The organism is Achromobacter deleyi, assembly GCF_013116765.2.
In the GTDB taxonomy this organism is placed as follows: domain Bacteria; phylum Pseudomonadota; class Gammaproteobacteria; order Burkholderiales; family Burkholderiaceae_B; genus Achromobacter; species Achromobacter deleyi_A.
This window is the reverse complement of sequence record NZ_CP074375.1, coordinates 2,386,652-2,412,657: the sequence shown is the minus strand read 5'-3', so window position 1 is coordinate 2,412,657 and position 26,006 is coordinate 2,386,652. Positions and strand designations below refer to the sequence as shown.

The 26,006-nt window shown below is 68.6% G+C and carries 23 protein-coding genes; 10 read left to right on the top strand and 13 right to left on the bottom strand.

Features of this window, described 5'->3' with window-relative positions; all coding sequences use genetic code 11:
- The 3 genes from HLG70_RS10770 to lpdA are packed head-to-tail and all read left to right on the top strand — an operon-like array spanning position 1 to position 3,786.
- Positions 1 to 1,044 (top strand): alpha-ketoacid dehydrogenase subunit beta, encoded by a 1,044-nt coding sequence (locus HLG70_RS10770; protein WP_171664390.1) that lies wholly within the window; start codon positions 1 to 3, stop codon positions 1,042 to 1,044.
- Between the two features lies 1 nt (position 1,045).
- Positions 1,046 to 2,380 (top strand): dihydrolipoamide acetyltransferase family protein, encoded by a 1,335-nt coding sequence (locus HLG70_RS10765; RefSeq protein ID WP_171664389.1) that lies wholly within the window; start codon positions 1,046 to 1,048, stop codon positions 2,378 to 2,380.
- 2 nt (positions 2,381 to 2,382) lie between these two features.
- Positions 2,383 to 3,786: a dihydrolipoyl dehydrogenase gene (gene lpdA, locus HLG70_RS10760; protein WP_171664388.1), complete on the top strand. Its 1,404-nt coding sequence runs from the start codon at positions 2,383 to 2,385 to the stop codon at positions 3,784 to 3,786.
- 39 nt (positions 3,787 to 3,825) lie between these two features.
- Here lpdA and HLG70_RS10755 read toward each other — a convergent pair whose 3' ends face one another.
- On the bottom strand, positions 3,826 to 4,287 hold the full coding sequence (locus HLG70_RS10755; RefSeq protein ID WP_171664387.1) for a MaoC family dehydratase: 462 nt from the start codon (positions 4,285 to 4,287) through the stop codon (positions 3,826 to 3,828).
- Positions 4,288 to 4,345: 58 nt separating this feature from the next.
- Positions 4,346 to 5,335: a tripartite tricarboxylate transporter substrate binding protein gene (locus HLG70_RS10750; protein WP_171664386.1), complete on the bottom strand. Its 990-nt coding sequence runs from the start codon at positions 5,333 to 5,335 to the stop codon at positions 4,346 to 4,348.
- 184 nt (positions 5,336 to 5,519) lie between these two features.
- Between HLG70_RS10750 and HLG70_RS10745 the strand changes: the two genes are divergently transcribed.
- Together HLG70_RS10745 and HLG70_RS10740 are read left to right on the top strand one after the other, a co-directional pair.
- Positions 5,520 to 6,422 (top strand): LysR family transcriptional regulator, encoded by a 903-nt coding sequence (locus tag HLG70_RS10745; RefSeq protein WP_171664669.1) that lies wholly within the window; start codon positions 5,520 to 5,522, stop codon positions 6,420 to 6,422.
- Between the two features lie 118 nt (positions 6,423 to 6,540).
- Complete coding sequence (locus HLG70_RS10740; protein ID WP_171664385.1) at positions 6,541 to 7,701, top strand: CaiB/BaiF CoA transferase family protein; 1,161 nt, start codon at positions 6,541 to 6,543, stop codon at positions 7,699 to 7,701.
- A gap of 7 nt (positions 7,702 to 7,708) precedes the next feature.
- On the opposite strand, the gene HLG70_RS10735 is transcribed toward HLG70_RS10740, so the two are convergent.
- Complete coding sequence (locus HLG70_RS10735) at positions 7,709 to 9,715, bottom strand: PEP/pyruvate-binding domain-containing protein (RefSeq protein ID WP_171664668.1); 2,007 nt, start codon at positions 9,713 to 9,715, stop codon at positions 7,709 to 7,711.
- A 122-nt stretch (positions 9,716 to 9,837) separates the two neighbouring features.
- A complete protein-coding gene (gene argH / locus HLG70_RS10730) occupies positions 9,838 to 11,259 on the bottom strand; it encodes an argininosuccinate lyase (RefSeq protein ID WP_171664384.1) in 1,422 nt (473 codons plus the stop codon).
- Between the two features lie 136 nt (positions 11,260 to 11,395).
- Between argH and HLG70_RS10725 the strand changes: the two genes are divergently transcribed.
- From HLG70_RS10725 to HLG70_RS10715, 3 genes are all read left to right on the top strand, one after another.
- The gene (locus HLG70_RS10725) at positions 11,396 to 12,763 is read left to right on the top strand and encodes a mechanosensitive ion channel family protein (protein ID WP_171664383.1); all 1,368 of its coding nucleotides are present in this window, start codon (positions 11,396 to 11,398) and stop codon (positions 12,761 to 12,763) included.
- 108 nt (positions 12,764 to 12,871) lie between these two features.
- The gene (locus tag HLG70_RS10720) at positions 12,872 to 14,938 is read left to right on the top strand and encodes an NAD(+) synthase (protein WP_171664382.1); all 2,067 of its coding nucleotides are present in this window, start codon (positions 12,872 to 12,874) and stop codon (positions 14,936 to 14,938) included.
- Positions 14,939 to 15,136: 198 nt separating this feature from the next.
- The gene (locus tag HLG70_RS10715) at positions 15,137 to 15,475 is read left to right on the top strand and encodes a P-II family nitrogen regulator (RefSeq protein ID WP_057286587.1); all 339 of its coding nucleotides are present in this window, start codon (positions 15,137 to 15,139) and stop codon (positions 15,473 to 15,475) included.
- Positions 15,476 to 15,539: 64 nt separating this feature from the next.
- Here HLG70_RS10715 and gspF read toward each other — a convergent pair whose 3' ends face one another.
- The gene (gspF, locus tag HLG70_RS10710) at positions 15,540 to 16,745 is read right to left on the bottom strand and encodes a type II secretion system inner membrane protein GspF (protein ID WP_171664381.1); all 1,206 of its coding nucleotides are present in this window, start codon (positions 16,743 to 16,745) and stop codon (positions 15,540 to 15,542) included.
- Positions 16,746 to 16,922: 177 nt separating this feature from the next.
- On the opposite strand from gspF, the gene gspD reads away from it, so the two are divergent.
- Both gspD and gspE read left to right on the top strand, forming a co-directional pair.
- Positions 16,923 to 19,295 (top strand): type II secretion system secretin GspD, encoded by a 2,373-nt coding sequence (gene gspD, locus HLG70_RS10705; protein WP_171664380.1) that lies wholly within the window; start codon positions 16,923 to 16,925, stop codon positions 19,293 to 19,295.
- A complete protein-coding gene (gene gspE, locus HLG70_RS10700; protein ID WP_171664379.1) occupies positions 19,292 to 20,719 on the top strand; it encodes a type II secretion system ATPase GspE in 1,428 nt (475 codons plus the stop codon). Before gspD ends, gspE begins: the two co-directional genes overlap by 4 nt.
- Positions 20,720 to 20,759: 40 nt before the next feature.
- On the opposite strand, the gene gspN is transcribed toward gspE, so the two are convergent.
- From gspN to gspG, 8 genes are read right to left on the bottom strand one after another with little or no spacing between them, the layout of a single operon-like run.
- The gene (gspN, locus tag HLG70_RS10695) at positions 20,760 to 21,518 is read right to left on the bottom strand and encodes a type II secretion system protein N (protein ID WP_171664378.1); all 759 of its coding nucleotides are present in this window, start codon (positions 21,516 to 21,518) and stop codon (positions 20,760 to 20,762) included.
- Complete coding sequence (gspM, locus tag HLG70_RS10690; RefSeq protein ID WP_171664377.1) at positions 21,518 to 22,105, bottom strand: type II secretion system protein GspM; 588 nt, start codon at positions 22,103 to 22,105, stop codon at positions 21,518 to 21,520. Before gspM ends, gspN begins: the two co-directional genes overlap by 1 nt.
- The gene (gene gspL / locus HLG70_RS10685; RefSeq protein WP_171664376.1) at positions 22,102 to 23,094 is read right to left on the bottom strand and encodes a type II secretion system protein GspL; all 993 of its coding nucleotides are present in this window, start codon (positions 23,092 to 23,094) and stop codon (positions 22,102 to 22,104) included. Before gspL ends, gspM begins: the two co-directional genes overlap by 4 nt.
- A complete protein-coding gene (gene gspK, locus HLG70_RS10680; protein WP_171664375.1) occupies positions 23,091 to 24,056 on the bottom strand; it encodes a type II secretion system minor pseudopilin GspK in 966 nt (321 codons plus the stop codon). Before gspK ends, gspL begins: the two co-directional genes overlap by 4 nt.
- A complete protein-coding gene (locus HLG70_RS10675) occupies positions 24,053 to 24,664 on the bottom strand; it encodes a PulJ/GspJ family protein (RefSeq protein WP_171664374.1) in 612 nt (203 codons plus the stop codon). Before HLG70_RS10675 ends, gspK begins: the two co-directional genes overlap by 4 nt.
- Positions 24,661 to 25,062, bottom strand: a complete 402-nt coding sequence (gene gspI, locus HLG70_RS10670) for a type II secretion system minor pseudopilin GspI (protein ID WP_171664373.1) — start codon at positions 25,060 to 25,062, stop codon at positions 24,661 to 24,663. The genes HLG70_RS10675 and gspI overlap by 4 nt, the downstream gene beginning before the upstream one ends.
- Positions 25,049 to 25,537 carry a type II secretion system minor pseudopilin GspH gene (gspH, locus tag HLG70_RS10665; protein WP_171664372.1) on the bottom strand — a complete coding sequence of 163 codons (489 nt, stop codon included), beginning with the start codon at positions 25,535 to 25,537 and terminating at the stop codon, positions 25,049 to 25,051. Before gspH ends, gspI begins: the two co-directional genes overlap by 14 nt.
- A complete protein-coding gene (gene gspG, locus HLG70_RS10660) occupies positions 25,509 to 25,937 on the bottom strand; it encodes a type II secretion system major pseudopilin GspG (RefSeq protein ID WP_171664371.1) in 429 nt (142 codons plus the stop codon). The genes gspH and gspG overlap by 29 nt, the downstream gene beginning before the upstream one ends.
- Between the last annotated feature and the right edge of the window lie 69 nt (positions 25,938 to 26,006).

The window sequence follows — 26,006 nt, the reverse complement described above, 5'->3', positions numbered from 1 at the left end:
ATGGCAATCGATAACAACGCTGGTCCGGCCTCGGCGCCGATGACCATGATCCAGGCTTTGCGCTCGGCCATGGATGTGATGCTGGAGCGCGACAACAATGTGGTGGTGTTCGGGCAGGACGTCGGCTATTTCGGCGGCGTGTTCCGGTGCACCGAGGGCTTGCAGGCCAAGTTCGGCAGCTCGCGCGTGTTCGACACGCCGATCTCCGAAGGCGGCATCGTCGGCGTGGCGGTGGGCATGGGCGCCTACGGCCTGCGTCCCGTGTGCGAGATCCAGTTCGCCGACTATTTCTATCCTGCCTCCGACCAGATCGTGTCCGAGGCCGCGCGCCTGCGTTACCGCTCGGTGGGCGAATTCATCGCGCCGATGACGATACGCATGCCTTGCGGCGGCGGCATCTATGGCGGGCAGACGCACAGCCAGAGCCCCGAGGCGATGTTCACCCAGGTCTGCGGCCTGCGCACGGTGATGCCGTCCAACCCCTATGACGCCAAGGGACTGCTGATCGCCGCCATCGAAAACGACGACCCGGTGATCTTCCTGGAACCCAAGCGGCTCTACAACGGCCCGTTCGACGGCCACCACGACCGTCCCGTGACGCCCTGGACCGGACGTCCGGGCAGCATCGTGCCCACCGGCTATTACACCGTGCCCCTGGAATCGGCCGCCATCGTGCGGCCGGGTTCGGAGCTGACGGTGCTGACCTACGGCACCACGGTGCACGTGTCGCTGACCGCGGCCGAAGAGACCGGCATCGACGCCGAGATCATCGACCTGCGCAGCCTGTGGCCGCTGGACCTGGACGCCATCGTGAATTCCGTGAAGAAGACCGGCCGCTGCGTGGTGGTGCATGAAGCCACGCGCACCTGCGGCTTCGGCGCGGAACTGATTTCCCTGGTGCAGGAACACTGCTTCCATCATCTGGAGGCGCCCGTCGAACGCGTGACCGGCTGGGACACCCCCTATCCGCATGCGCAGGAATGGGCGTACTTCCCGGGCCCGCGCCGTGTCGGCGCGGCGTTCAAACGCGCGATGGAGGTGTGAGATGGGGATTCATATCATCAAGATGCCCGACATCGGCGAAGGCATTGCCGAAGTCGAGCTGGTGGGCTGGCACGTCAAGGTGGGCGACACCGTCGCCGAGGACCAGCCGCTGGCCGATGTGATGACGGACAAGGCCACGGTCGAGATCCCGTCTCCGGTCGTCGGCAAGGTCGTGGCGCTGGGCGGCGAGGTCGGCCAGGTGATGGCCGTGGGCGGTGAACTGATCCGCCTGGAAGTCGAAGGCGAGGGCAATGTGAAGGCGGGGGCGGCCGCGCCGGCCGCGCCGCAGAAGGCCGCGCCCGCCGCGGCCGATGCGCCCGTGAAATCGGAGCCGGCCGCTTCCGGCCGCCCGGCCGCGGCCGCCGTGCCGCCGGGCTCCGCCCCGGCGCCGGCTCAGGCCAGGCCGCAGGCATCGCGTCCGGCACGCGGCGGTGCGCCCGCCGCGCCCCGCCAGCCCGGCGAGAAGCCGCTGGCTTCGCCCGCCGTGCGCAAGCGCGCCTGGGACCTGGGGGTGGAATTGCGCTATGTCCAGGGCAGCGGCCCGGCCGGGCGCATCATGCACGAGGACCTGGACGCCTATCTGCAGGCGCAAGGATCGGCCAGCGGCGCGCGCGCCGCTTCGGCCTATGCCGAGCGCAACGACGAAGAAGCCGTTCCCGTCATCGGCCTGCGCAGGAAGATCGCGCAGAAGATGGCGGAATCCAAGCGCCGCATTCCGCACTTCAGCTACGTCGAGGAAATCGACGTGACCGAACTGGAAGACCTGCGCGTCCAGCTCAACCTGAAGTGGGGCGAATCGCGCGGCAAGCTGACGCTGCTGCCGCTGCTGGCGCGCGCCATGGTGGTGGCGCTGCGTGACTTCCCGCAGATCAACGCGCGCTACGACGACGAGGCCGGCGTGGTCACGCGCTATGGCGCCGTGCACATCGGCATCGCCACGCAGAGCGACGGCGGCCTGATGGTGCCGGTGTTGCGCCACGCCGAGGCGCGCGACCTCTGGTCCATGGCGGCCGAGATCGGGCGGCTGGCGCAGGCCGTGCGCAGCGGCGGCGCCGGGCGCGATGAGCTGTCCGGATCCACCATCACCATCACCAGCCTGGGTCCCTTGGGCGGCATCGTCACCACGCCGGTGATCAACCATCCCGAGGTGGGCATCGTGGGAGTCAACCGCATCGTCGAGCGGCCCGCCATCCGCAACGGCGCCGTGGTGGCGCGCAAGCTGATGAACCTGTCGTCGTCCTTCGACCATCGCGTGGTGGACGGCATGGACGCGGCGCGCTTCATCCAGGCGGTGCGCGCGCTGCTGGAACAACCCGCGCTGCTTTTCGTGGAGTAAGCATGAGCCAGATCACAAAGACAACGACCTTGCTGGTGATCGGCGGCGGCCCCGGCGGCTACGTGGCCGCCATCCGCGCCGGGCAGCTGGGCGTGCCGACCATCCTGGTCGAAGGCGCCCGGCTGGGCGGCACCTGCCTGAACATCGGCTGCATTCCGTCCAAGGCCCTGATCCACGCAGCCGAGGAATTCGACAAGGCGCGCCACTATGCCGGCCAGTCCGCGCTGGGCATTTCCGTGGACGCGCCCCGCATCGATATCGCGCGGACCGTGGCCTGGAAGGACGGCATCGTCGGCAAGCTGACGGGCGGCGTGGGCGCGCTGCTCAAGAAAAATGGCGTCGAGGTGGTGCAGGGCTGGGCCACGCTGCTGGACGGCAAGACCGCGGAGGTGGAAACGCCCGACGCGGGCCGCATCCGCATCCAGTGCGAACACCTGCTGCTTGCGGCCGGCTCGGAGCCCACGCCGCTTGCGTCCATGCCGTTTGGCGCGATGGTGGTGTCGTCCACCGAGGCCCTGTCGCCCACCAGCATCCCGAAGCAGCTGGTGGTGGTCGGCGGCGGCTACATCGGCCTGGAACTGGGCACCGTGTATCGCAAACTGGGCGCGGAAGTGGCCGTGGTGGAAGCCCAGGACCGCATCCTGCCGACCTACGACGCCGAGCTCACCAGGCCGGTGGCTGCCGCCCTGGCCAGGATGGGCGTGGCGCTGCATCTGGAGCGCAAGGTGCTGGGGTTGAACGGCGCGGGCAACGCGGTGCGGGTGCAGGACGCCAGCGGCGCCGAAACCCTGCTGCCCGCCGACCGCGTGCTGATCTCGGTGGGACGCCGTCCGCGCACCCAGGGATGGGGGCTGGAAAGCCTGCAGCTCGACCGCAACGGCAATGCGCTGCGTATCGACGACCAGTGCCGCACGTCCATGCGCGGTGTCTGGGCCATCGGCGACATTGCCGGAGAACCCATGCTGGCGCACCGCGCGATGGCGCAGGGCGAGATGGTGGCGGAACTGGTGGCCGGCAAGCGGCGCCACTTCCAGCCGGCCTCGATTCCCGCCGTGTGCTTCACCGATCCCGAGGTCGTGGTGGCGGGGCTGTCGCCCCTGGAAGCCGAAAGCGCGGGGCTGGACTGCCTGACGGCTTCCTTCCCGTTCGCCGCCAACGGCCGCGCCATGACGCTGGAATCCACCGACGGCTTCGTGCGCGTCGTGGCCCGCCGCGACAATCACCTGATTGTGGGGTGGCAGGCAGTGGGGCGCGGCGTCTCGGAGCTGTCCACGGCGTTCGGCCAATCGCTGGAGATGGGGGCCACGCTGGAAGACGTGGCCGGCACCATCCATGCCCATCCCACCCTGGGCGAGGCCGTGCAGGAAGCGGCGCTCAAGGCGCTGGGGCACGCGCTGCATATCTAGCCGGCTTGAGGCCGCCGCGGGGACGCGGCGGCCGGCAATTCAGGCGGGGCGCTTTCGCAGCAGATACTTCTGCATGCCATCCAGCACCAGCGTGCCTTGCTGGTTGCGCACTTCGCTGTGCATGACGAGCACGCCGGTGTTGCGCCCGGGCGCCAGCTCCGCCACGCGCAGGGACGCATACAAGGTGTCGCCCGCATAGACCGGCTTGAGAAAGCGGCTGCTTTGTTCCAGGAATGCCTTGAGCGAATCTTCCACCATATGCGGGAACAGGCCGGCGCCGGCGGCGGTCTGGATGGCCACCTGGAAGCCGTGCGCCAGCATATGGGGCATGCCGTGGGCGCGGCAGTATTCCACGTCGTAGTGCACGGGGTGGTTGTCGCCGCTGGCGAGTTGAAACGCCGCGAACAGCGCTTCGGTCATTGTGCGGGAAGGCAGATTGAAGATTTCGCCAATCCGGAAATCTTCGAAGTAGCGCTGCGCGCACATTTGATGCTTGATCATGCGGGGATCCTGTCCTTGGGCTTGCAGGTTGAGTTTCGTCCGGTTTGCCGGGCCGGTTTCAATTCGCGCTCATGTTGGTCGCCTTGGCGACTTCGCTCCATTTCTTCAGCTCGCTATCCAGGAAGTCGGCCAGGGCGGCCGGCGTGGGATTCGTTTCCAGGACCAGGCCCATGTCGTAGGCTCGCCGCTTCAGCGCCTCGTCATGCAGCGCGGCCTGCAGGGAGGCAGTCAACTTCTTGAGTAGCGGGGCGGGCGTGCCGGCGGGCGCGAACACGGCGTTCCAGGTATAGGCCTCGTAGCCCGGGACGGCTTCGGCAATGGCGGGCGTGTCCGGTGTTTGCGGCAAGCGCTTCCCCATCGATGTCGCCAGCAGGCGGACCGTGCCGGCCTGCACCTGGGCCAGGCCGGTAGGCGCGCTGTCGATCATGAAATCCAGGTGTCCGCCGATGACGTCGGCCATGGCGGGGGCGCTGCCACGATAAGGTACGTGCATGGCGCGCGTGCCGGCCAGGTAGTTGACCAGCTCGGCGCCCAGGTGCGGCGCACTGCCAATGCCGGCCGAACCGTAGTTGATCTTGCCCGGGTGCGATTTCAGGTACGCCAGGAACTCCGGCAAGGTCTGCACCGGCATGGACTTGTTGACGACGAGCACCAATGGCGCTTTGGCGGCGAGTCCGACCGGAGCGAAGTCTTCGACGGTGCGATAAGGCAGGGTCGCGTGAATGCTTGGATTTACCGCATGCGCCACGGTGGTGAGCAGCAGCGTGTAGCCATCGGGCGGGGCCTTGGCAACCATTTCCGTGCCGACCATCGTGCCTGCGCCGCTGCGGTTCTCGACGATGAATGTGGCGCCTGTCTGGCGGCTCCAGCTTTCTGCCAGGGCGCGCGCGAAGGTATCCGTGGGGCCCCCGGCAGCATAGGGCACGACCAGCTTCACCGGCCGTTCCGGGAAACCCCGCTGAGCCCAGGCCAGAGGCGCCGTGGCCAGCAGGCATATCGCGGCAGTCAGTTTGCAGGCCAGCTGAGGCCAGGGAAATCGTCTGTTCATCGGGTGTCTCCGGTCATTGTTTTGCCTGGCGGCGGCGAGCGGCTTCGGGTTTGCTCGCTGGCTGCGTCAGAATATAAAGACGATGATCCGGGGCGAACAGTCGAATGTTTTTTCCTCGACTTAGAACCTTTCTAACAGTGGCTTTCCCCGGGGCGGCATGGCGGGGTTGGCGGGGGTGATTGCATTGCGCTACGAACTGACCGACCTGCGTGTTTTCATGGCCATCGCCGAGGCCAAGAGCCTGACGGGCGGCGCGTCCGACCTCCATCTGACCGCGCCGTCGGCCAGCTACCGGTTGAAGAACCTGGAACAGGCGATGGGCGTCCCACTGTTCGTGCGCACGCAGAAGGGCATGTCGCTGACGCCCGCCGGCATGACCGTGCTGCGTTACGCCCAGACCATTCTTGGCAATGTCGAGCGCCTGCAGGGAGAGATGCGCCGCCATACCGACGGCATCGAGGGGCACATTCGCGTGTTCGCCAACAGCAGCACCATGAGCAGCCTGCCAGCCGCGCTGAGCCGCTTTTTGTCGGCCTACCCGAATGTCAACGTCGACCTGGAAGAACGTCTCAGCGCTGAAACGGTCAAGGCAGTGCAGGACGGGCATGCGGACGTGGGATTGGTGGCGGGGGCCATAGAGATGCGCGGGCTGGAGTTCATCACCTATGGCAAGGACGAACTGCTGTTCATCATTCCGCCCCGCCACCCGCTGGGCCTGCATCGGCGCGTGTCGCTGGAAGCCGCGCTGGCGCACGATGTGGTGGCGATCGGCCGCAAGAGCAGCAACTTTCTCTATCTGCAGCAGATGGCCGAGCAATTGGGCATCAAGCCGCGCGTTCGTGTGCATGCGCCCAATTTCGATGCGGTATTGCGCTGCGTCCAGGAGGGCGCGGGCATCTCCCTGGTGCCACGCTCGGTCGCCGCGGGCGCCATTGCGCAGGGCAAGATCGAGTGCGTGGAAATCGAGGAGGCCTGGGCTGTTCGGGAACAACGCGTGGTGATGCGCTGCATGGAAGCGCTGCCCGTGTATGCGCGTGACTTCGTCGGCTTTGTCACTCAGTTGACGCCGGCGGAACCCAGCGATTAGAGAATCTTGAAGGGCGATTAAAAATTATCGACTGGCGGTGGCTGGGACTGCGTTCCTATAATTTTCCCATGGTCGCGCGCCGGATGGACCGGCCGCCCACTCCGACTGACAGGACGATATGACCGCAGCTTTGAATCCCCTGGATGGCATTACTGTCGTCGCGCTTGAACATGCCGTCGCCGCGCCCTTCGCCAGTCGCCAGCTGGCGGATCTGGGCGCTCGCGTGATCAAGATCGAGCGTCCTGGCGTGGGCGACTTCGCGCGGGGCTATGACGGCACGGTACTCGGCTTGTCTTCGTTTTTCGTCTGGGCCAACCGGGGCAAGGAAAGCCTGTGCCTGAACCTGGAGCAGACCGCCGAGCGCGCGGTGTTGCAGCGGCTTCTGGGGCAGGCCGACGTCTTCATCCAGAACCTGGCCCCCGGAGCAACCCAGCGCAAGGGGCTGGACTTCCCTAGCTTGCACGCTCAGTTCCCCAAGCTGATCGTGTGCGATATCTCTGGCTACGGCGACAGCGGCCCATTTCATCAGAAGAAGGCCTACGACCTCCTTATCCAGGCCGCGGCCGGCCTGATTTCGGTCACCGGCGCACCCGACGCGCCGGCGCGTACCGGCATATCCATAGCCGATATCTCCGCGGGCATGTATGCATATTCCGGAATTCTGACAGCGCTGCTGCAGCGCGCGCGCACGGGCGCCGGCCTGCGCGTCGAGGTCACCATGCTGGAGGCGCTGGCCGAATGGATGTCCTACCCGTTGAATTTCGCTCACTACGGCGGTTCGCCGCCCGCCCGCAATGGTGTAGCGCATCCGGCCATCGCGCCCTACGGCCAGTATCCGGCGGGCGACGGCAAAGACATCATTTTCGGGCTGCAGAACGAACGCGAATGGGTGCGCTTCTGCGTGGACGTGCTGCAGGACCCGGCCGTCGCGACGGACGAGCGCTTTTCGTCCAACGTCCTGCGCGTCATCAATCGCCAGGCGCTGGATGCGCTTATCGCTGAGTGCTTTGCGGCACTCTCGCGCGACGAGGTTCTGCGGCGGCTGGACGAGGGGGGCATCGCCAATTCCGCGCTGAATTCCATGCACGAGGTCTGGGATCATCCGCAATTGGCCGCGCGTGGACGCTGGCGGGATGTCGCTACGCCTGCGGGGCCGATCCGGGCATTGCTGCCGCCCGCCACACTGTCGGGCACCGAAGCGGCAATGGGTGACGTGCCGGCGCTGGGTCAGCACACCGAGGCGATCCTGGCCGAGCTGGGCATCGACCTGACGATGTGACCTCCGGCTAGCGGCTTCCGTCGATGTACGGCCGGGCCTGCAGGATCAGGATGCGGTCTCCCTGCACGGCCCATTCGATGTCCTGGTCCACGTTGCCCAGGCGCTGCCTGACCTGCCGGCCGACGGCGGCCAGGCGCGCGACCAGGGCGTCATTGAGCACCTGCCGGGCGCCTTCGATCGGCACTTCCCGCAGGCCGCCGGCGGCATCGGCCACCAGTTGCGTGTCCTCGGCCGAGCGGCTCAGCACCTGCACCGCCTTGGACCAGCTGGAATACATCAGTTGCTCGGCCTGGCGCTTGCCTTCCACCACCTTGATGCCCAGGCCGCGCTTGGCCGATATGTACGTCACGTAGCGGCGCGAGGCATCGAAGGGGTCGCGCGTAATCATCACGCCCGAACTGTCGGAAGCCGCGGCCAGTTGCACCAGCACGGCCATCACCACCCCTTCCTGCCCGATGCCGGCCGCGCGGCGCGCCTCGTAGGCCTCGAAGTTGTAGACCGAGGCCCATACCGTCTGCACCGCCCGCGCCAGCGCGTCGGCCTGTGTCACGTTGGGCACGGTGGTGTACAGCCCCGCGCCGCTGAAGCCGGGCAGGTCTTCGGAATTGGACGAGCTGCGCACGAAGACGCCGTGGCCCTGCAGCTGCTTTTGCCAGCGATCGTGCCACGCGGCGGCCAGGGCAGGGTCGGCGGGAGCCTGGATGATGTCCTGGCGCAGCGCGGCCAGTTCGGCGCGGCGCACGTTGGCGTCGGCCGCGAAGTCGGGACGCTGCTCCAGCGCCGCCACGCGTTCGGGCACGCGCAGCTGCCGCATGAACGCCGCGTACTGGGCGAATGGGATGCAAAAGCCGTCCGGCACGCTGGCGGCCGGGGGCAGAACGGATTTCAGCGCACCCAGGTTGGCCGCCTTGACGCCGCAATGCCGGCTGTCGCGCGTCGTCATGCCGGATAGCGGCTTGATGGCCCGCACGCTCAGGTCGGGCTTGGGCAGCGGCGCACTGGCGGCCTTGGGCGCGTGCGCGGCGGGCTGGGCGATGCGCTGCACCTGGTAGCCATTGCCGGAGACCGTCAGCTCGACCCACTGGCCGTCATGTTCGCGCAACGCCGCGACGGCGTCGCGCACGTAGGCGTTGGGAATGCGCCAGCCCTTGGCCAGCAGGTTCACGTGCGACAGCAGGGTGGACGGCCGCTGCGTGACCAGGCCGGCGACCGGGGGCAGCGCCACGGGCACTTCGTCCAGCACGACGATGTCGGTGGGCGACAGGTCGGGCGTGTCGTCCACGGACTTGACGATGCGCAACCGGCCCTGCGCACGGCCGGTGTTCAGCGGCAGGAAGGTCTGCTCGCGCAGCAGCGCCTCCTGGGTCACGAAGCTCAGGCCCGCGCGTTGCGCGGTCTGTTCCTGCAGCGTGGAATTGGTCTTGAAGCGCAGCGGCTCGTGGAACGTCGCGGCCAGCGTTTCCTCGGTCAAGGCCAGCAACGCCGGCGTGAGCAGGTCGCCCTCCCAGAATTCATAGGTGTAGCCGGGCAGGTCGCGCTGCCAGCTGAGCGTGCCGAACAGCAGGCGCCGGTTCGGGTCCTTGTACTGGGCGATCAGCGCGGCCTTGTCCCCGGACAGCAGGCGCCGCTCGCGCGCGAAGGTCTCGTGCAGCGCATAGCGGGGCGTGTGGACGTAGTAGATGCGGTTGGCGCGCTGCCGGTCGATCACGAACAGCACGTGCGGAATCTCCAGCGGCGTGCCGGCGTTGTAGACGCGCGCCAGTTGCCGGAATTCGTCCTGGGTACGGATCTGGTCCAGGAAGGCCGGGCCGCTCCCGCGCGCGTCCTCTTCCTTGCGTGCTTCCCTTTCATCGGGCCGCAAGGGCCGCGCGTTCTCGTAAGGCGATGGCTTGCGGGCGGTTTGTGCCTGGACGAGGGGGCTGGCGGCCGGGCTCAGCAGGCAGGCCGTGGCCAGGACGGCCAGGAATGCGCGGGGCAGGGCGATAGGCTTGAGCGGCGCGCGCAAGTGCAGCATGGGAGGCGGGAACAGGATGCGGGAAAGGCGCAATCATATCGTCCCTTATTGGGGACGCGGCGCCAGAAACAACAAGGCCCCCGGATGGGGGCCTTGCCTGGGTGCCGCGACCGGGGCCGGAATCAGCCTTCGGCGGTTTCCGCCAGGACGAGGCGGGCTTCTTCGGCGACGCGCTCGGGGGCGGTGCCGCCCACGTGCTTGCGCGCGGCAACCGAGCCTTCCAGGGTCAGGACCTGATGGACGTCTTCGCCGATGCTGGCGTGATAGGCCTTCAGGTCGTCGGTGGACAGGTCGGCCAGGTCGCAGCCGCGCTGTTCGCAATCGCGCACGGCGTGGGCCACCACTTCATGGGCGTCGCGGAAGGGCACGCCCTTCTTGACCAGGTAGTCGGCCAGGTCGGTGGCGGTGGCGAAGCCTTGCAGGGCGGCGGCGCGCATGTTTTCGGCCTTCACCTTGATGCCGCCAGCCATGTCCGCGAAGATGGTCAGCGTGTCGCGCACGGTGTCCACCGTGTCGAACAGGCCTTCCTTGTCTTCCTGGTTGTCCTTGTTGTAGGCCAGGGGCTGGCCTTTCATCAGGGTCAGCAGGGCGACCAGGTTGCCGTTGACCCGGCCGGTCTTGCCGCGGGCCAGCTCGGGCACGTCGGGGTTTTTCTTTTGCGGCATGATCGAGCTGCCGGTGCAGAAGCGGTCGGCCAGGTCGATGAAGCCCACGCGCGGGCTCATCCAGAGCACCAGCTCTTCGGACAGGCGCGAGACGTGCGTCATGATCAGGGCGCCGGCGGCGCAGAATTCGATGGCGAAGTCGCGGTCGGACACGGCGTCCAGCGAGTTGCGGCACACGCCGTCAAAGCCCAGCGTCTTGGCCACGCGTTCGCGGTCGATCGGGAACGACGTGCCGGCCAGCGCGGCGGCGCCCAGCGGCAGGCGGTTCACGCGGCGGCGGCAGTCGGCCAGGCGCTCGGCGTCGCGGCCGAACATTTCAGCGTAGGCCAGCAGATGGTGACCGAACGTGACGGGCTGGGCGACCTGCAGGTGCGTGAAGCCCGGCATGATGGTGCCGGCGTTTTCCAGCGCGACGGTGGCCAGCGCGTGGCGCAGCTGGCGCAGCAGGTGCTGCAGGTTGTCGATTTCGTCGCGCAGCCACAGCCGGATGTCGGTGGCGACCTGGTCGTTGCGCGAACGGCCGGTGTGCAGGCGCTTGCCCGCATCGCCCACCAGTTCCACCAGGCGCTTTTCGATATTCAGGTGGACGTCTTCCAGATCCAGCAGCCATTGGAAGCTGCCGGCATCGATTTCGGACAGGATCTGCGTCATGCCGCGCTGGATGTCGGCCAGGTCCTGGGCGCCGATGATGCCCTGGGCGGCCAGCATGTCCGCATGCGCGAGCGAGCCCTGGATGTCGTGGCGCGCCAGGCGCTTGTCGAAATCCACGGACGCCGTGTAGCGTTTGACGAGTTCGGAAACCGGTTCCGAGAACCGGGCGGACCAGGCCTGCGCCTTATTGGCGAACTGGTTTTGATCGGAGGAGGGAGTGTTTGCCATGATGGGCGGAATTATAGGGCCTCGCGCCGCGGGGGGCGATGCCGGCCCCGGTTTTGCGGGGCCGGAACCTCGCGCGGGCGCGACTTGTCGGATAATCCACGGTTAGTTTCAAGAACTTAGAGAAAGCAGAGACCTTATGCCCCTGGAATGGGAAGAGCTAGTCACCCAACTCGACACCCACCTGCCCCGGGAGCCCTGGGCGCAGACGCTGATCGGGATCGGCGCGCTGATCCTGACGGCGCTGTTCGTCCAGTGGGTCGTTGCCCGGGTCGTGCTGCTTGTGGCGCACCGGTTGCTGGTGGTCAGCGGGCACGCGGATTGGGACAAGGCCCTGCAGCGCCGCCGCGCATACCAGAACCTCTGGTATGCGGTGCCGTTTGCGGTGGTGTCGATAGGCATAGACCTGGTGCCGCACGTCGAGCGGGCCGTGACGATCGTGGGACGGCTGGCGCACGCGGGCGCCTGGATCTGCGTGTTCGTGGCGTTTTCGGGGGTGCTGAGCGCCTGGCAGGACACGTATTCGGCCACCACGCGGGCGCAGACCCGCTCCATCAAGGGCTATATCCAGATCAGCAAGCTGATCCTGATGGCGGTATGCACCGTCCTGGTGCTTTCCATTCTTATCGACCGCTCGCCGCTGTGGATGATCTCCGGCCTGGGCGCGCTGTCGGCGGTGCTGCTGCTGGTGTTCAAGGACACGCTGCTGTCGCTGGTGGCCAGCACCCAGCTGACCAGCAACGACATGCTGCGCATCGGCGACTGGATCGAAATGCCGCAGTCCAACGCCGACGGCTTCGTCAAGGACATCGCGCTGCATACGGTCAAGGTGCAGAACTGGGACAACACGGTCACCACGGTGCCGACCTACAAGCTGTTCTCGGAAAGCTACCGCAACTACCGGCACATGTTCGAGTCGGGCGGCCGGCGCATCAAGCGCACCATGCGCATCGACGCGTCCAGCGTGCGTTTTCTGACCGACGAGGAAGCGCAGCGCCTGATGCGTTTCCGCCTGCTGCACGATTATCTGCAGGCCAAGACCCACGATATCGCCCAGGCCAACCAGACCATGGGCGAACTGGCCAGCGTGCCGGCCAACCGGCGCCGCCTGACCAACATCGGCACCTTGCGCGCCTATGCACTGGCCTTCCTGAAGCAGAACCCGGAGATCCGCCAGGACATGGCGATGATGGTGCGCATGATGGAACCCACCTCCGAGGGCATCCCGGTCGAGGTCTATTGCTTTACCGCCGTGACCGCCTGGGTGGAGTACGAGCGCATCCAGGGCGATGTCTTCGATCACCTGCTGGCCATCCTGCCGGAACTGGGCCTGCGCCTGTACCAGCAGCCTTCGGGCGCCGACATCGGCGCCATGGGCGGCTATCTGCGCGAGAACGCCATTCAAACCGCCCTGGCCGTGGAGCGCGACCGCCAGGGACCCGTCCTGCAAGGGGAACCGGCCATGCCGCTCGAGCACGGCCTGACCGACGGCAAGATGCCGCGCTAGCACCCGCGGAAGGCGCCTTTCGGTGCGAACAGTCCCAGGCCGGCTCCCGGCGTGCCGGGCCGGGCGCCGTGAGATAATCCAGCCGTTGAATCCTAGGCGATAGACCCGATGTCGAACCCGTTCTTCAACCTGTATTCCCACGGCTTCGCCCGGGTCGCGGTCGGCGTGCCCGAATGCCGGGTCGCCGACCCCGCGTTCAATGCCGCGCAGACCATCGCGCTGGCCCGGCAGGCCGCCCAGGGCGGCGCCGTGCTGGCCGCGTTCCCGGAGCTGGGCCTGTCGGCCTACACCTGCGACGACCTCTTTCACCAGAAGGCCCTGCTCGACGCCTGCGAGGCGGCGCTGGCCCGGGTGGTCGAGGCCACGGCCGAACTGGATATCGCCGTCATCGTGGGCGCGCCTCTGCGCGTGGCCCACCAGCTGTTCAATTGCGCGGTGGTGGCGGCCGGCGGCCGGGTGCTGGGCGTGGTGCCCAAGAGCTACCTGCCCAACTACGGCGAATTCTACGAAGCCCGCCAGTTCAGCGCCGCCGACTGCGCGGCCGCGACCGAAATCCGCCTGCTGGGCCAGACCGTGCCTTTCGGGTCCGAGCTGCTGTTCCAGATGGAAAAGCTGCCGCTGTTCCAGTTCCACGTCGAAATCTGCGAGGACGTCTGGGTGCCGATCCCGCCGTCGTCGTTCGCGGCGCTGGCCGGCGCCACGGTGCTGGTCAACCTGTCCGCTTCCAACATCGTCGTCGGCAAGGCCGAATACCGCCATCAGCTGGTTTCGCAGCAGTCGGCGCGCTGCCTGTCGGCCTATATGTATACGTCGGCAGGCCGGGGCGAGTCCTCGACGGACATGGCCTGGGACGGCCAGGCGCTGATCTATGAAAACGGGGAGCTGCTGGCCGAGTCCGAGCGCTTCCTGAGCCATTCCCATCTGCTGTTCTCGGACGTGGACCTGGAACGCCTGTCGCGCGAGCGCATGCGCCAGAGCACGTTCGGCCAGTCCGTCCGCCGCCACCAAGACGAGGTCCGCAAGTTCCGCCTCGTGGCGGTCCCCGTGAATCCGCCGCTGGAAGACGCCGAGCTGCCGCTCGAGCGGCGCGTGGCGCGCTTTCCCTATGTGCCGGCCGACCCGCAACGCCGCGACGCCCGCTGCAAGGAGGTCTACAACATCCAGGTGCAGGCGCTGGCCCAGCGCCTGTCGGCCAGCGGCATGTCCAAGGTCGTCATCGGCATTTCGGGCGGGCTGGACTCCACCCACGCGCTGCTGGTCTGCGCCAAGGCCATGGACTCCCTGGACCTGCCGCGCTCGAACATCCTGGCCATCACCATGCCCGGCTTTGCCACCAGCACCCGCACGCTGCAGCAGGCGCGCCGGCTGATGGCGGTGGTGGGCTGCACGGCCTCCGAAATCGACATCCGGCCCAGCTGCCTGCAGATGCTCAAGGATCTGGGCCATCCCTATGCGGACGGCCAGCCGGTCTATGACATCACGTTCGAGAACGTGCAGGCCGGCGAGCGCACCAACCACCTGTTCCGCATCGCGAACTTCAGCAACGCCATCGTCATCGGCACCGGCGACCTGAGCGAGCTTGCACTGGGATGGTGCACCTACGGCGTGGGCGACCATATGTCGCACTACAGCGTCAACGCCAGCGTGCCCAAGACGCTTATCACGCACCTGGTACGCTGGGTGGCCGAGTCCGGCCGCCTGGGCGATGACGGGGCGCAGGTGTTGCTGGACGTGCTGGGGACGGATGTCAGCCCCGAATTGGTGCCTGGCGGCGCGGACGACAAGCCGGTCCAGAAAAGCGAAGAGTCCATCGGACCCTACGAGCTGCAGGATTTCAACCTGTACTACACGCTGCGCTACGGCTTTGCGCCGACCAAGGTCGCCTTCCTGGCGCTGGCGGCCTGGCGCGACCGCGAGTCCGGCGCCTGGCCCGAGGCCGGGCATGTGGCGCGCAACCAGTACGACCTGGCCGCCATCAAGCGCAACCTGAAGATATTCCTGGACCGGTTCTTCCGCCTGAGCCAGTTCAAGCGCACCTGCGTGCCCAATGCTCCGAAGGTCGGTTCCGGCGGCTCGCTGTCCCCGCGCGGCGACTGGCGCGCGCCCAGCGACTCCGAGTCGGTGGTGTGGATGCGCGAAGCCGACCGCATTCCGGACCAGGCGCCGGGGGGCTGACACCGGGAGCTGGCGCTCCACCCCGCCCCAAGGTGGGGCAGCCCATTGGGGGCAGCAAGCGCGCGTAGCGTGCGCGGCGGGGGAGCTTCCCGCCGTCGCTGCCCACCTCCGGTGGTATTCTCTTATTCATTGCGCCTTGCCCGGCGCCAGGCGCCGGGGCAGGGTGCCGCAACAGATCGAAAAACCAGGACGACCAACGTGAAACAAGTCACCGCCATCATCAAACCCTTCAAGCTGGACGAAGTCCGCGAAGCGCTGGCAGAAGTCGGCGTCAGCGGCCTGACGGTCACTGAAGTCAAGGGTTTCGGCCGCCAGAAAGGCCATACTGAACTCTATCGCGGCGCCGAATACGTGGTGGATTTCCTGCCCAAGATCCGCGTTGAAGTGGTGCTGCCGGACGAGCAGGTCGAAGCCGCCATCGAAGCCGTGGTCAAGGCCGCCCGCACCGGCAAGATCGGCGACGGCAAGATCTTCGTGACGCCGGTGGAGCAGGCCATCCGCATCCGCACCGGCGAGAGCGACGAAGAGGCGCTCTGATCCCCAGCCTTTCGCGGGCCGCGTCCTGACGCGGCCCGTCTCATCCACGCGACAGTCATCTTCCCTACCTGATCAACTGGTTCATTTCCAGGATCGGCATCATCACCGCCAGCACGATCAGCAGGACAAATCCCCCCATCAGCAGTATCAGCGCCGGCTCCAGCAGGGCCGTCATCGCCATCGCGCGCCGTTCCAGGTCGCGCGACAGGTTCTGCGCGCCCCGGTCCAGCAGTTCCGGCAGGCGGCCCGTTTTCTCGCCGCTGGCGATCAGATGCACCAGCAGCGAGGGGAACACCTTCTGCGCGCCCAGCGACGCCGACAACGCGGCGCCTTCGCGCACCCGCGCCGCGGCCTCGTCGACGGCCAGGCGCAGCACGTCATTGCCCAGCGTGCGGCGCGCCGCCTCCAGCGCGGTCAATAGCGCCACCCCGCTGCCGCAGAGTATCGCCAGCGTGGACGCAAAGCGCGCCGCGTTCACGCCCAGCACGAAGCGCCCGGCCAGGGGCAGGCGCAGGACCCGGGCGTGCCACGCGCGCCGCGCCGCCGGCGCCCGCAGCGTGTAGCGCCACAGCACGATCGCCAGCGCGATCGCGATGCCGGTGGCCGCGCCCCATTCGCGCACATAGTCCGACAGGCTGAGCATCACGCGGGTCAGTAGCGGCAGCTGCTGCTTGGCCTGGCTGAAGGCCGAAACCACTTGCGGCACCACATAGCCCAGCAGGAAGACCACGATGATCACCGAGACGCTGGCCACCACCGCCGGATAGATGAACGCCGTCATGACCTTGCTGCGCAAGGTGTTGCGTTCCTCGATGTAGTCGGCCAGCTTTTCCATCACCTGCGCCAGGTCGCCGGATTCCTCGCCCGCGCCGATCAGCGCGCGATAGATCTCGGGGAAGTCGCGCGGCCGCGCCGCCAGCGCGGCGGACAGGCGATGGCCGGCGCGCACGTCGTCCCGCACGCCGCCCAAGGTGGCGGCGATGTGTTTCTTCTCGGCCTGTTCCAAGGTGGCGCTCAATGCGGCATCCAGCGGCAGGCGCGCGGCCAGCAGGCTGGCCAGCTGGCGCGTCAGCCATGCGAGGTCGGCGTCGGACAGGCGCGTGCGCAATGCCGCGCCCAGGCCTTCGGCACGCGCCGCCAGCGAGGTCGACAGCGGCAGCAAGCCGCGCCCGCGCAACTGGTTGCGGGCGCCGCGTTCGGAGTCGGCGTCGATCGTGCCGCGCACGATTTTTCCGAGCGCGTCGGTGGCTTCGTATCGGAAGGAAGGCATCGTTGTAATAAAGGAGCGCGCGCCGGTTTGAACCGCCAAGAGCCCCGAATTTAAAGGGTTTCCAGCCCGTCACCTTGCCTTCCGAATATGACCGTAGTGTTGCAGTCACACCCCGTATACTCCGACGCGCTTTCACGTTTTTTCACACGACTTCACGTCTCAGGCACCTAACTCGCCATGCGTCACATCGCGCAATTCAGTCTTGCAATCTTGCTCGCGGCAAGCCAACTCGGACCGGTCGCCAGCACGGCCCACGCTCAACAGGCCGACAATCGCGTCAGCCTGAATTTCGTCGACACCGACATCCCCGCCGTGCTGCGCGCGTTGTCCTTGTTCACGCAGCGCAACTTCCTGGTGGACCCCCGGGTCAAGGGCAAGCTCACGCTGGTGTCGGATCGTCCCGTGGACAGCGGACAGGCGCTGGCGATGCTGACGGGCGCATTGCGCCTGCAGGGGTTTGCCATCGTCGACGTGGATGGCGTGACGCGCGTCGTGCCCGAGGCCGACGCCAAGCTGCAAGGCAGCGCGGTGGTGGGCGGCCCCGGGCCCGCGTCCAGCGCGCCGGCGGCTGGCGGCAGGGCGCCCGTTCCCGTGGCTGCCTTTGCCAAGGGCTCGGGCGGCAGCAGCGGCGAAATGCTGACCCGCGTGTTCCCCCTGAAGTACGAGAACGCCGCGAACCTGGTGCCGGTGCTGCGCCCCATGGTGCCGCCGAACAATCCGATCAATGCATACCCCGGCAACAACACGCTGGTCGTGACGGACTATGCCGACAATCTGGATCGGATCGCGGCCGTCATCGCCCGCATCGATGTGCCCAGTTCCATCGACACGGACGTGGTGCCGGTGCAGTCGGGCATCGCGACCGACATCGCCATCCTGGCCTCGCAGCTGCTGGACACGCAAAGCAGCGATCCGACCCAGCGCATCGCCGTCGTGGCCGACCCGCGCAGCAACAGCGTGCTGGTGCGCTCCGGCAGCCCCGCGCGCACGCGCCTGGCCCGCGACCTGATCCAGAAGCTGGACGCGCAGCAGAACCGGGCGGGCAACCTGCATGTGGTCTACATGCGCAACGCGCAGGCCACTCGCATCGCCGAAGTGCTGGGCGGGCTGCTGACGGGCCAGGCCAACTCCGCGCCCGGCGCGGCCCCGGGCGCCGGCGGCAGCGGCGGCGGCGCGGCGCAGGGCGGCGCGCGCGCGCAGAACACCTCCACGAACAATGCCAGCCAGGCCGGGCAAGGCATGTCCAGCCTGTCGGGCTCGGCCAAGAGCGGGCTGTCCGGCGAGCAGGAACGCATCACGCGCGAAGACAATTCGACGCAGGCGGTGTCGTATTCGGCGGGCGGCGCCACCATCCAGGCGGACCCGGCGACCAATTCGCTGATCATCTCGGCGCCCGAGCCGCTGTACCGCAGCCTGCGCGAAGTGATCGACCAGCTGGACCAGCGCCGCGCGCAGGTGCTGGTGGAAAGCCTGATCGTGGAAGTCAGCGAAGAGAAGGCCGCCGAGTTCGGCATCCAGTGGATGACCGGCGCCGGCAGCATCAACAGCAACGGCACCAGCTTTGTCGGCGGCACGAACCTGGGCGGCAGCGGCATCACCGGCTCGGGCCCGACCTCGATCGACGCGCTGGGCGGGGGCATGAGCCTGGGCGTGGTCAAGGGCACGGTCGACGTGCTGGGCAACCAGGTCATCAACCTGGGGGTGCTGGCGCGCGCCATGCAGAACACGGGCGAGGCCAACATCCTGTCCACGCCCAATCTGCTGACCCTGGACAACCAGTCGGCCAGCATCCTGGTGGGCAAGACGGTGCCGTTCGTGACGGGGCAGTACGTCACCTCCGGCAGCAACGGCAGCACCAACCCGTTCCAGACGATCGAGCGCGAGGACGTCGGCCTGAAGCTGAACATCCGGCCGCAGATTTCCGAGGGCGGCGCGGTGAAGCTGGACATCTACCAGGAAGTCAGCAGCATCGACGAAAGCCGCTCCAATTCCACCACCGGCATCGTGACCAACAAGCGCGCCATCGACACCAGCGTGCTGATCGACGACGGCCAGATCATCGTGCTGGGCGGCCTGCTGGAAGACAATGTGACGCTGACCTCCAACAGCGTGCCCGGCCTGGGTTCGCTGCCGGTGATCGGATCGCTGTTCCGCTACGACACGCGCAAGCGCACCAAGACCAACCTGATGGTGTTCCTGCGTCCCTACGTGGTGCGCGACGCGAACCGCAGCGCCAGCGTCACCATGGACCGCTACGACTACATGCGCCGCGCGCAAGGCGCCGTGCAGCCGCGCGATCACTGGGTGCTGCCGGACATGCAGGCGCCGATGCTGCCGCTGCCGGGTTCGGCGCCGTCGGTGTCGAACAATGCCTATGACCTGCGGCCGGAAGAGCAGGCGGCCACGCTGCGCCGCCAGCCGCCCGTGACGGTGGAGACTTTCGCCGTGCGCCAGTATCCGGGCACGCTGCCCGCGGCCGGGACCGGACCGATCCGCGCGCCCAGGCCGCTCATGATGACGGTGGCGGTGGACCCCGAGTCGCTTCAATGAGTGCGCATCCCTTGCCCTATGCCTGGGCCCGCGCGCAGCGCGCGGTGCTGTCGCTGCGCGGCGGGCAGGCGCAGCTGACCGTCAGTCCGCGTACCCCCGAATGGGCGGTGCGCGAGATCCGGCGCTGCCATGGCGACATCGCGCTGGCGCAGGTCGACGACGAGGCGCTGGAAACGCTGCTGACGGCGGCCTACAGCCATTCGGAAGACGCCGCGTCCGTCATGGGCGTGGCCGAGAACGAGATCGATCTGGACCGGCTGCTGCAGGACATGCCCGAAGTGGCGGACCTGCTGGACGCCCAGGACGATGCGCCGGTGATCCGCATGATCAATGCGCTGTTCGCGCAGGCCGCGCGCGACGGAGCCAGCGATATCCACATCGAACCGTTCGAAACCCATTCCGTGGTGCGCTACCGCGTGGACGGCACCCTGCGCGACGTGGTGTCGCCGCGCAAGGCCCTGCACGCCGCGCTGATTTCGCGCATCAAGATCATGGCGCACCTGGACATCGCCGAAAAGCGCCTGCCGCAGGACGGCCGTATCGCCTTGCGCGTCGGGGGGCGGCCCATCGACGTGCGCGTGTCCACGTTGCCGACCGGCCATGGCGAGCGCGCGGTGCTGCGCCTGCTGGACAAGGAGGCCGGCCGCCTGCAGCTGGAGCGCCTGGGCATGAGTCCCGGCGTGCTGGTTCAGCTGGACCGGCTGATCCGCCAGCCTCACGGCATTGTGCTGGTCACCGGGCCGACCGGCAGCGGCAAGACCACGACGCTCTACGCGGCGCTCAGCCGGCTGGATGCGGCCACCAGCAACATCCTGACGGTGGAAGACCCCATCGAATACGACCTGCCCGGCATCAGCCAGACGCAGGTCAACGCCAAGATCGACATGAGCTTCGCGCTGGCCCTGCGCGCCATCCTGCGCCAGGACCCGGACGTGATCATGATCGGCGAGATCCGGGACCTGGAGACCGCGCAGATCGCGGTGCAGGCGTCGCTGACCGGCCACCTGGTGCTGGCCACGCTGCACACCAACGATTCGGTGTCCGCCGTGACGCGCCTGACGGACATGGGAGTCGAGCCCTTCCTGCTGGCTTCATCGCTGCTGGGCGTGCTGGCGCAGCGGCTGGTGCGCAAACTGTGCCCGGCCTGCAAGACGCCGGCCATGCTGGATGGCGTCCAGGTGTTTCACCCCGTCGGCTGCGAGGCCTGCAACCACACCGGCTATAGCGGGCGTTCCGGCATCCACGAACTGTTCACGGTGGACGACGAGGCGCGCAGGCTGATCCACGAAGGGCGCGACGAGCGCGAGCTGCGCCGCGCCGCGGCGGCCTCCGGCATGCGGACCATGCGCGAAGACGGGCAGCGCTGGGTGGACGGCGGGCAGACGTCGCCCGAGGAAATCGTGCGCGTGACGCGCGACGCCTAGGGCACGTACACACCAGAAGCAGCCCCGCACGGGGCCCTGGCTACTTGCCCGTCCCGAACGACACCGTGTCACCCGACCGGCGGCCCAGGTTGGACATCAGTCCGTCGAGCGCGGCCTGGTCCGCTTCGCTGGCGGACGGGGCGTAGGTGGCCTGGCCCTGGAAGCTCAGGCCGCGGCTACCCAGGCTGCCCTGGCCAGTGACGCTGAGCAGGCCGCTTTCGGTACTGAGGGCCAGCGTGGCGCCGGCCTTGCCGCCGCCTTGAACCTTGAGCAGGTAGGTGCCCACCGGCGTCACGGGCGTCAGCGCGGTGCCGGCGTTGCGCCAGCGCAGTTCGGCTACCGGCCCCGACGGCAGCGCGGCGCCCAGGCGCAGCGCCTGCCAATTGATCTCCAGCATGCCTTGCGGCGCCAGCGTGTTCCATGGCGCGCCCAGCGCCGGCAGCACGGACGCGGGCACGCGCAGCGACTGCGCCGGCACCGATATCCCGTTCCATCCCGGGCGGGCCCGCAGCGGGCCTTGCAGCCAGGGGTGCGAAATGTCCAGCGTCATCGCGTCCCAACGCCATTGCCATTGCACGGCCTGCGGCAGCACACGCCGCGCGCCCGGGGAGCCTAGCGCTATCCATGCGCTGCCGCGCCAGAGCGTGCCGCTGGCATCGGCCAGCGTGACCGGAGCATCGTCGGGCAGCAGGACCAGCAGCCAGCGCGCGGGCAGGACGGCCACGCCCGCCGCGACGGCGCACAAGGCGCCGGCCGCCAGCAGGCCGGCGGCGCGTCGGGAGATTCGGAACGCGGACATCAGCGGCTCCCCGCGGCTTGCGGCGGCATCAGGACGACCTTGCCGTTCACCAGTCCGGGCAAGGGCCGGCCGTTGGCATTGGCCGCGCGCGTCAGATCCACGTGCGAGATCGCCAGGCTCCAATCGCGGCCCGCGCCGTCCAGCCAGCGCAGCAGCGCCGAGGAGGGGGCCTGCTCCAGCGACAGCTCCACGCCGCCGCCGGAGTCGGATTCGCCCAGGCTCCACAGGTTGGCGGCCAGGCCTGCGCGTTCCAGGCTGGCGGCCAGTTCCGCCCTGGCGGGCATGGGGCCGGCCGGCGTGGCGGACCGCTGCCGCAGGGCCGCGGCCTGCGCCGTCAGGTCGGCCACGGCGGCGGCCTGGGCGCGCAGCGCCGGCAGTTCGGCCTGAAGCTTGCGCACCGTGTTCAGGGGCGGCTCGATCAGGCTGACGAAGACCAGCGCGAAACCCAGCAGCAGGGCGGCTCCGGCGACCAGGCGCCGTTCGCGCGGGGCCAGCGCCTGATAGCGTTGGCGGGCGCGGGCCAGCGCGGGATCGAGGGGCTTGCGGGCGGAGCGCCACGCGGTTTGCAGACGGTGCAGCGGGTTCATGGTTGATTGCGCACGATGCGCCAGGTGTTGTCGGTGTCGCCGCGCTCGAGTTTCAGTCCCAGGGCCGCGGCCTGCTGGATCAGCGCCGGCGTTTCGGCGACGCGTTGCGACTGCGCGCCGGCGTCGGCCAGTTGCAGGGTCAGCGCCTGGTCGGCATACGTCAGGCGCGCCACCTTGTCGGCGGCGAATGGCAGGGTCTGGGCGGCGGCGCGGGCCAGCGGCAGGAAATCCGCGGCGCCCGCCGCGCCGCGATTGGCCAGCAGCGCGTCCAGGCCTTGCTGCGCCTGGCGCGCCGGGTCCAGCACGACGGGCAGGCTCGGAAAGGCGGCCAGCACCTGTTCGCGCATGCCGTTGCGCAAGGCGTCGGCTTCGCCGCGCAGTTGCGAGGCATGCAGGTTCAGGCCGGCGATCCAGACGATGGCCGCGGCCGCGCCCCAGCGCCACACCGGGCGCCAGCGCGAGACGCGGACCGGCGCCAGCTGCGGCATGGCCAGGGACCACGAAGGCGAGGGCGCCAGCCAGCGCGGATCGGCGGGATCGCGCAGGGGCGCCGCGGTCTCGGGCGCGAGAGTCTGCGGCGCGATCAGCGCATTGACCCGCAATCCTTGGGCATTGAGCAGTCCCCAGGCGCGGCGCACCGGCACGCGCGGCGACCAGGCCAATGCCACGGAACCGTCGGCGGCGCGCGGCCCGTGGCCGATCGCCAGCGCGTCCAGGTCGCTCAGCACCAAGGGTTCCAGCGCGCTGCGGACGGCGGCGGCAAAGCGCGCGCGGGGGACCGCCGGTATCTGCACCGTGGCGGCGATGACATCGGCGGGATGCAGCACCGCCTCGCAGGCGGCCTGCGGATAGGCGTGGCCCAGGGCGTGCAACGTCATTTCGCCTTGGCGCGCGCAGCGGCCCCGCCGGTCGAACCAGGCGTAGGGCAGGGGCGAGTCGGCGCCGAATTCTTCCAGCTCGGGCAGCGCGATGCGCAGGGTGTTCTTCAAGGAATCTCTCTCGTCCAGATCGTGTCGGGCGCGGCTGGCGGGGCGCTGCGCACCAGCGCCTGCATGGAGACGCGCGCCCGTTCATAGACCACGGTGCCGCTGGCCAGGAACCAGCCGCTGTTGGTGGCGACGGCGGGCGCGGGCGTCTTGACGCCCGTGCCCGCCAGCCGGTTGGCGAAGTCGCCGGTGTTGTTGAACCAGTTGCCGCGGTCTCGTTCGCCGGCCATGGCGCGAGCCTGGCTGAGCGACAGTCCGGGCACCAGCGCGGCGATGACCTCGGCGGGCGCCGTATTGACGTTGACGCTGGTGGCCGCCGGCAGCACCGTCATCGTGCGCCGCAGCGCATTGCGCATGGGCGGTTCCAGGCCCAGCAGCGCCGCCACTTCGTCCACGCCGCGAGGCAGTGGAGCGTGGGCGTCGGGCGTGGCGCGGGCCTGGCCCTGCGGCGCGGACGCCGCGTCGGCCGCCAGCACGGGCGGCTGGGCGGCGGCGATGATGTCGAGAATGCGCGGGGCCAGGGTGTCGGGCAGCTGCAGCGTGTTCAGCAGGCGGCGCAGGACTTCTTCCTGCTCCGGCTGGGGCACGCCGTTGCGCGCCAGGTTGTAGAGGTTGTATTTGCCCTGCTCGTCCTGCACGCCGCCGGAGAACACCGCCACCCGGTCGTCGCCGGGGCGCTCGATCCGCGTGTCCAGCACCGGCGTGGCCCAGATCTGGTCGCCGCGCGTGGTGGGTTCGCGCCGGCCGTGGTCGCGCACGACCAGGCGGGCCCAGTCGATGCCGCCCGCCAGCATCGCGCGGGCCTGCACGCGGGCCTGTTCGTTTTCCACGCGCCGGGTGCTGGCGGTCTGGCGCTGGAAGAGGCTGGTGGTCAGCGCCGCCACGATGGCGACGATGATGAGCGCGCTCACGACCGCAGCGCCGCGTTCGCGCGGGGCGCCCGCGCAATGGGCCGTGGGGCTCATGGCAGCTCCAGGATGCGCGTGTAGCGCTGGGGGGCGCCCGGGGCGCCGCGTTCTACGGTGATCTCCAGGCCGGTCGGCGACGCGGCGAACGACGAGCTCGCGTCCACCCAGCCGGCGCCGGGCACCCACGCGCGCAGCGTCAGGGCGCGCACGCCGGCCAGCAATAGCGTGCCGTCGCCCGCGGCGGGCAGCGGGCTGCGCGGGGCCGACGGGCCGCTCGCGCGCCACAGGCCGTCCTTGCGGACCTGCCATTGCACGCGCTGCCACAGTCCGTTGCCGTCGGGATCGGGGCGCAGGATCTCCAGGGTCTGGCCGCCGGCGGCGCGGCGCAAGAGCCGCAGGCCGCTGGTGAAGGCCTGCGCGTCCAGGCCGGGCGAATCAAAGCCCGGACCGGTGTACGAAAGTTCGACGTCGCGCGCCATCTGGCCCAGCGTGCGGACGATGGCATCGGTGTCCTCGGCCTGCGCCTCGATCCAGTCGCGCGCGCTGGACACGCTGGCCAGGCCGCGCCAGGCCATCAGGCTGACCAGCGCCATCAACGCCAGCGCCACCAGCACTTCGATCAGCGTGAAGCCGGCCTGGGATCGGGGGGAGCGGCGCATCGTCATCGCAGGCTGGACAGCAGGCCGTCCAGCTGCAGCAGGATGGCGCCCTCGCGCGTGGACGCGGCGTCATGGACCTTGACGGAAACCTGCCGGAAGCTGCGGTTCATGGAATTCGTGAAGACCAGTTCGCATTGCAGCGCCAGCCCGCCTTGCGGACAGGGCACCGTCTGGGAGCCGGCGCGCGGCAGGGCCTGCTCCAGGCGCAGCTGCGTCAGGGCGTTCTGCGCCGCCAGCAGCGCCAGCGCCTTGTCCTGCAGGGCGCGGTTGTTCGCCGCCATGACGCCGGTGGCGCGCAGGGCCGCGCCCATCGCGACGGCGATGATGGCCAGCGCCACCAGCACTTCGATCAGCGTGAAGCCGCGTTCGCGGCTGCGCGGACGGGGCGGTTCAGCGGATCTCATAGCGTCCCGAGGCGTCGCGTTGCAGCGTGACGCGAGTGTCTCCCGCGCTGAGAGTAAGCGTCACCGGCGCCGCCACCCATTCCGTGTTGAACACCAGGGGTCGGTCCGGGTCCAGGCGCAGCGTCACCGGACTGGCCGACCATGCCTGCGGACGCAGCACTTCGTCGCGCTCCAGCCGGTCGGCGGGAACGGGGACGTCTTCCTCGGCGCTGGGGCCGGGCAGGCGGCCCTGGCGTTCGAATGACCAGCCCTGGCCGTTGGCCAGCCAGCGGATGGCCCGCCCGTCGCTGCGGGCTTCGCTTTGCGCCACGGTGAAGGCATCGGCCAGGCGCTGGGCGTCGCCGCGCAGGCGGTTCTCGCCACGCCCGATGGACAGGCTCACCATGCTGGCGGCGATGGCCACGATCACCAGCACGACCAGCACTTCGACCAGCGTGAAGCCGCGCTCAGAGTTCCCAGGAACCGATGTCGGCATCGCCGTTTTCTCCGCCGGGCTTGTTGTCGGCGCCAAACGAGAAGACATCGATATCGCCTTTGACGCCGGGGCTCAGGTATTGATAGGGATGGCCCCAGGGGTCATTGGGCAGCTTGTCCAGGTAGCCGCGCCAGTTGGCCACGCCTTCGGGCTTTTGCGCCAGCGCGCGCAGGCCCTGGGCGGTGCTGGGGTAGCGGCCGTTGTCCAGGCGGTAGAGCTTGAGCGCCTGCATGATGCCGGCGATATCCTGGCGCGCGGCGACCTGGCGGGCCTGGTCGGGACGGTCCAGCACGCGCGGCACGATCAGCGCGGCCAGAATCCCCATGATCACAATCACCACCATGATCTCGATCAGGGTGAAGCCTTGCTGGCGGGCAAGCCCACGCGGTAACTGACGCACTTTGCAACTCCGGTCTATCTGTAGAAGCCGGGGATTGTGGACATGAAATATGACAGTAATGCACACGCG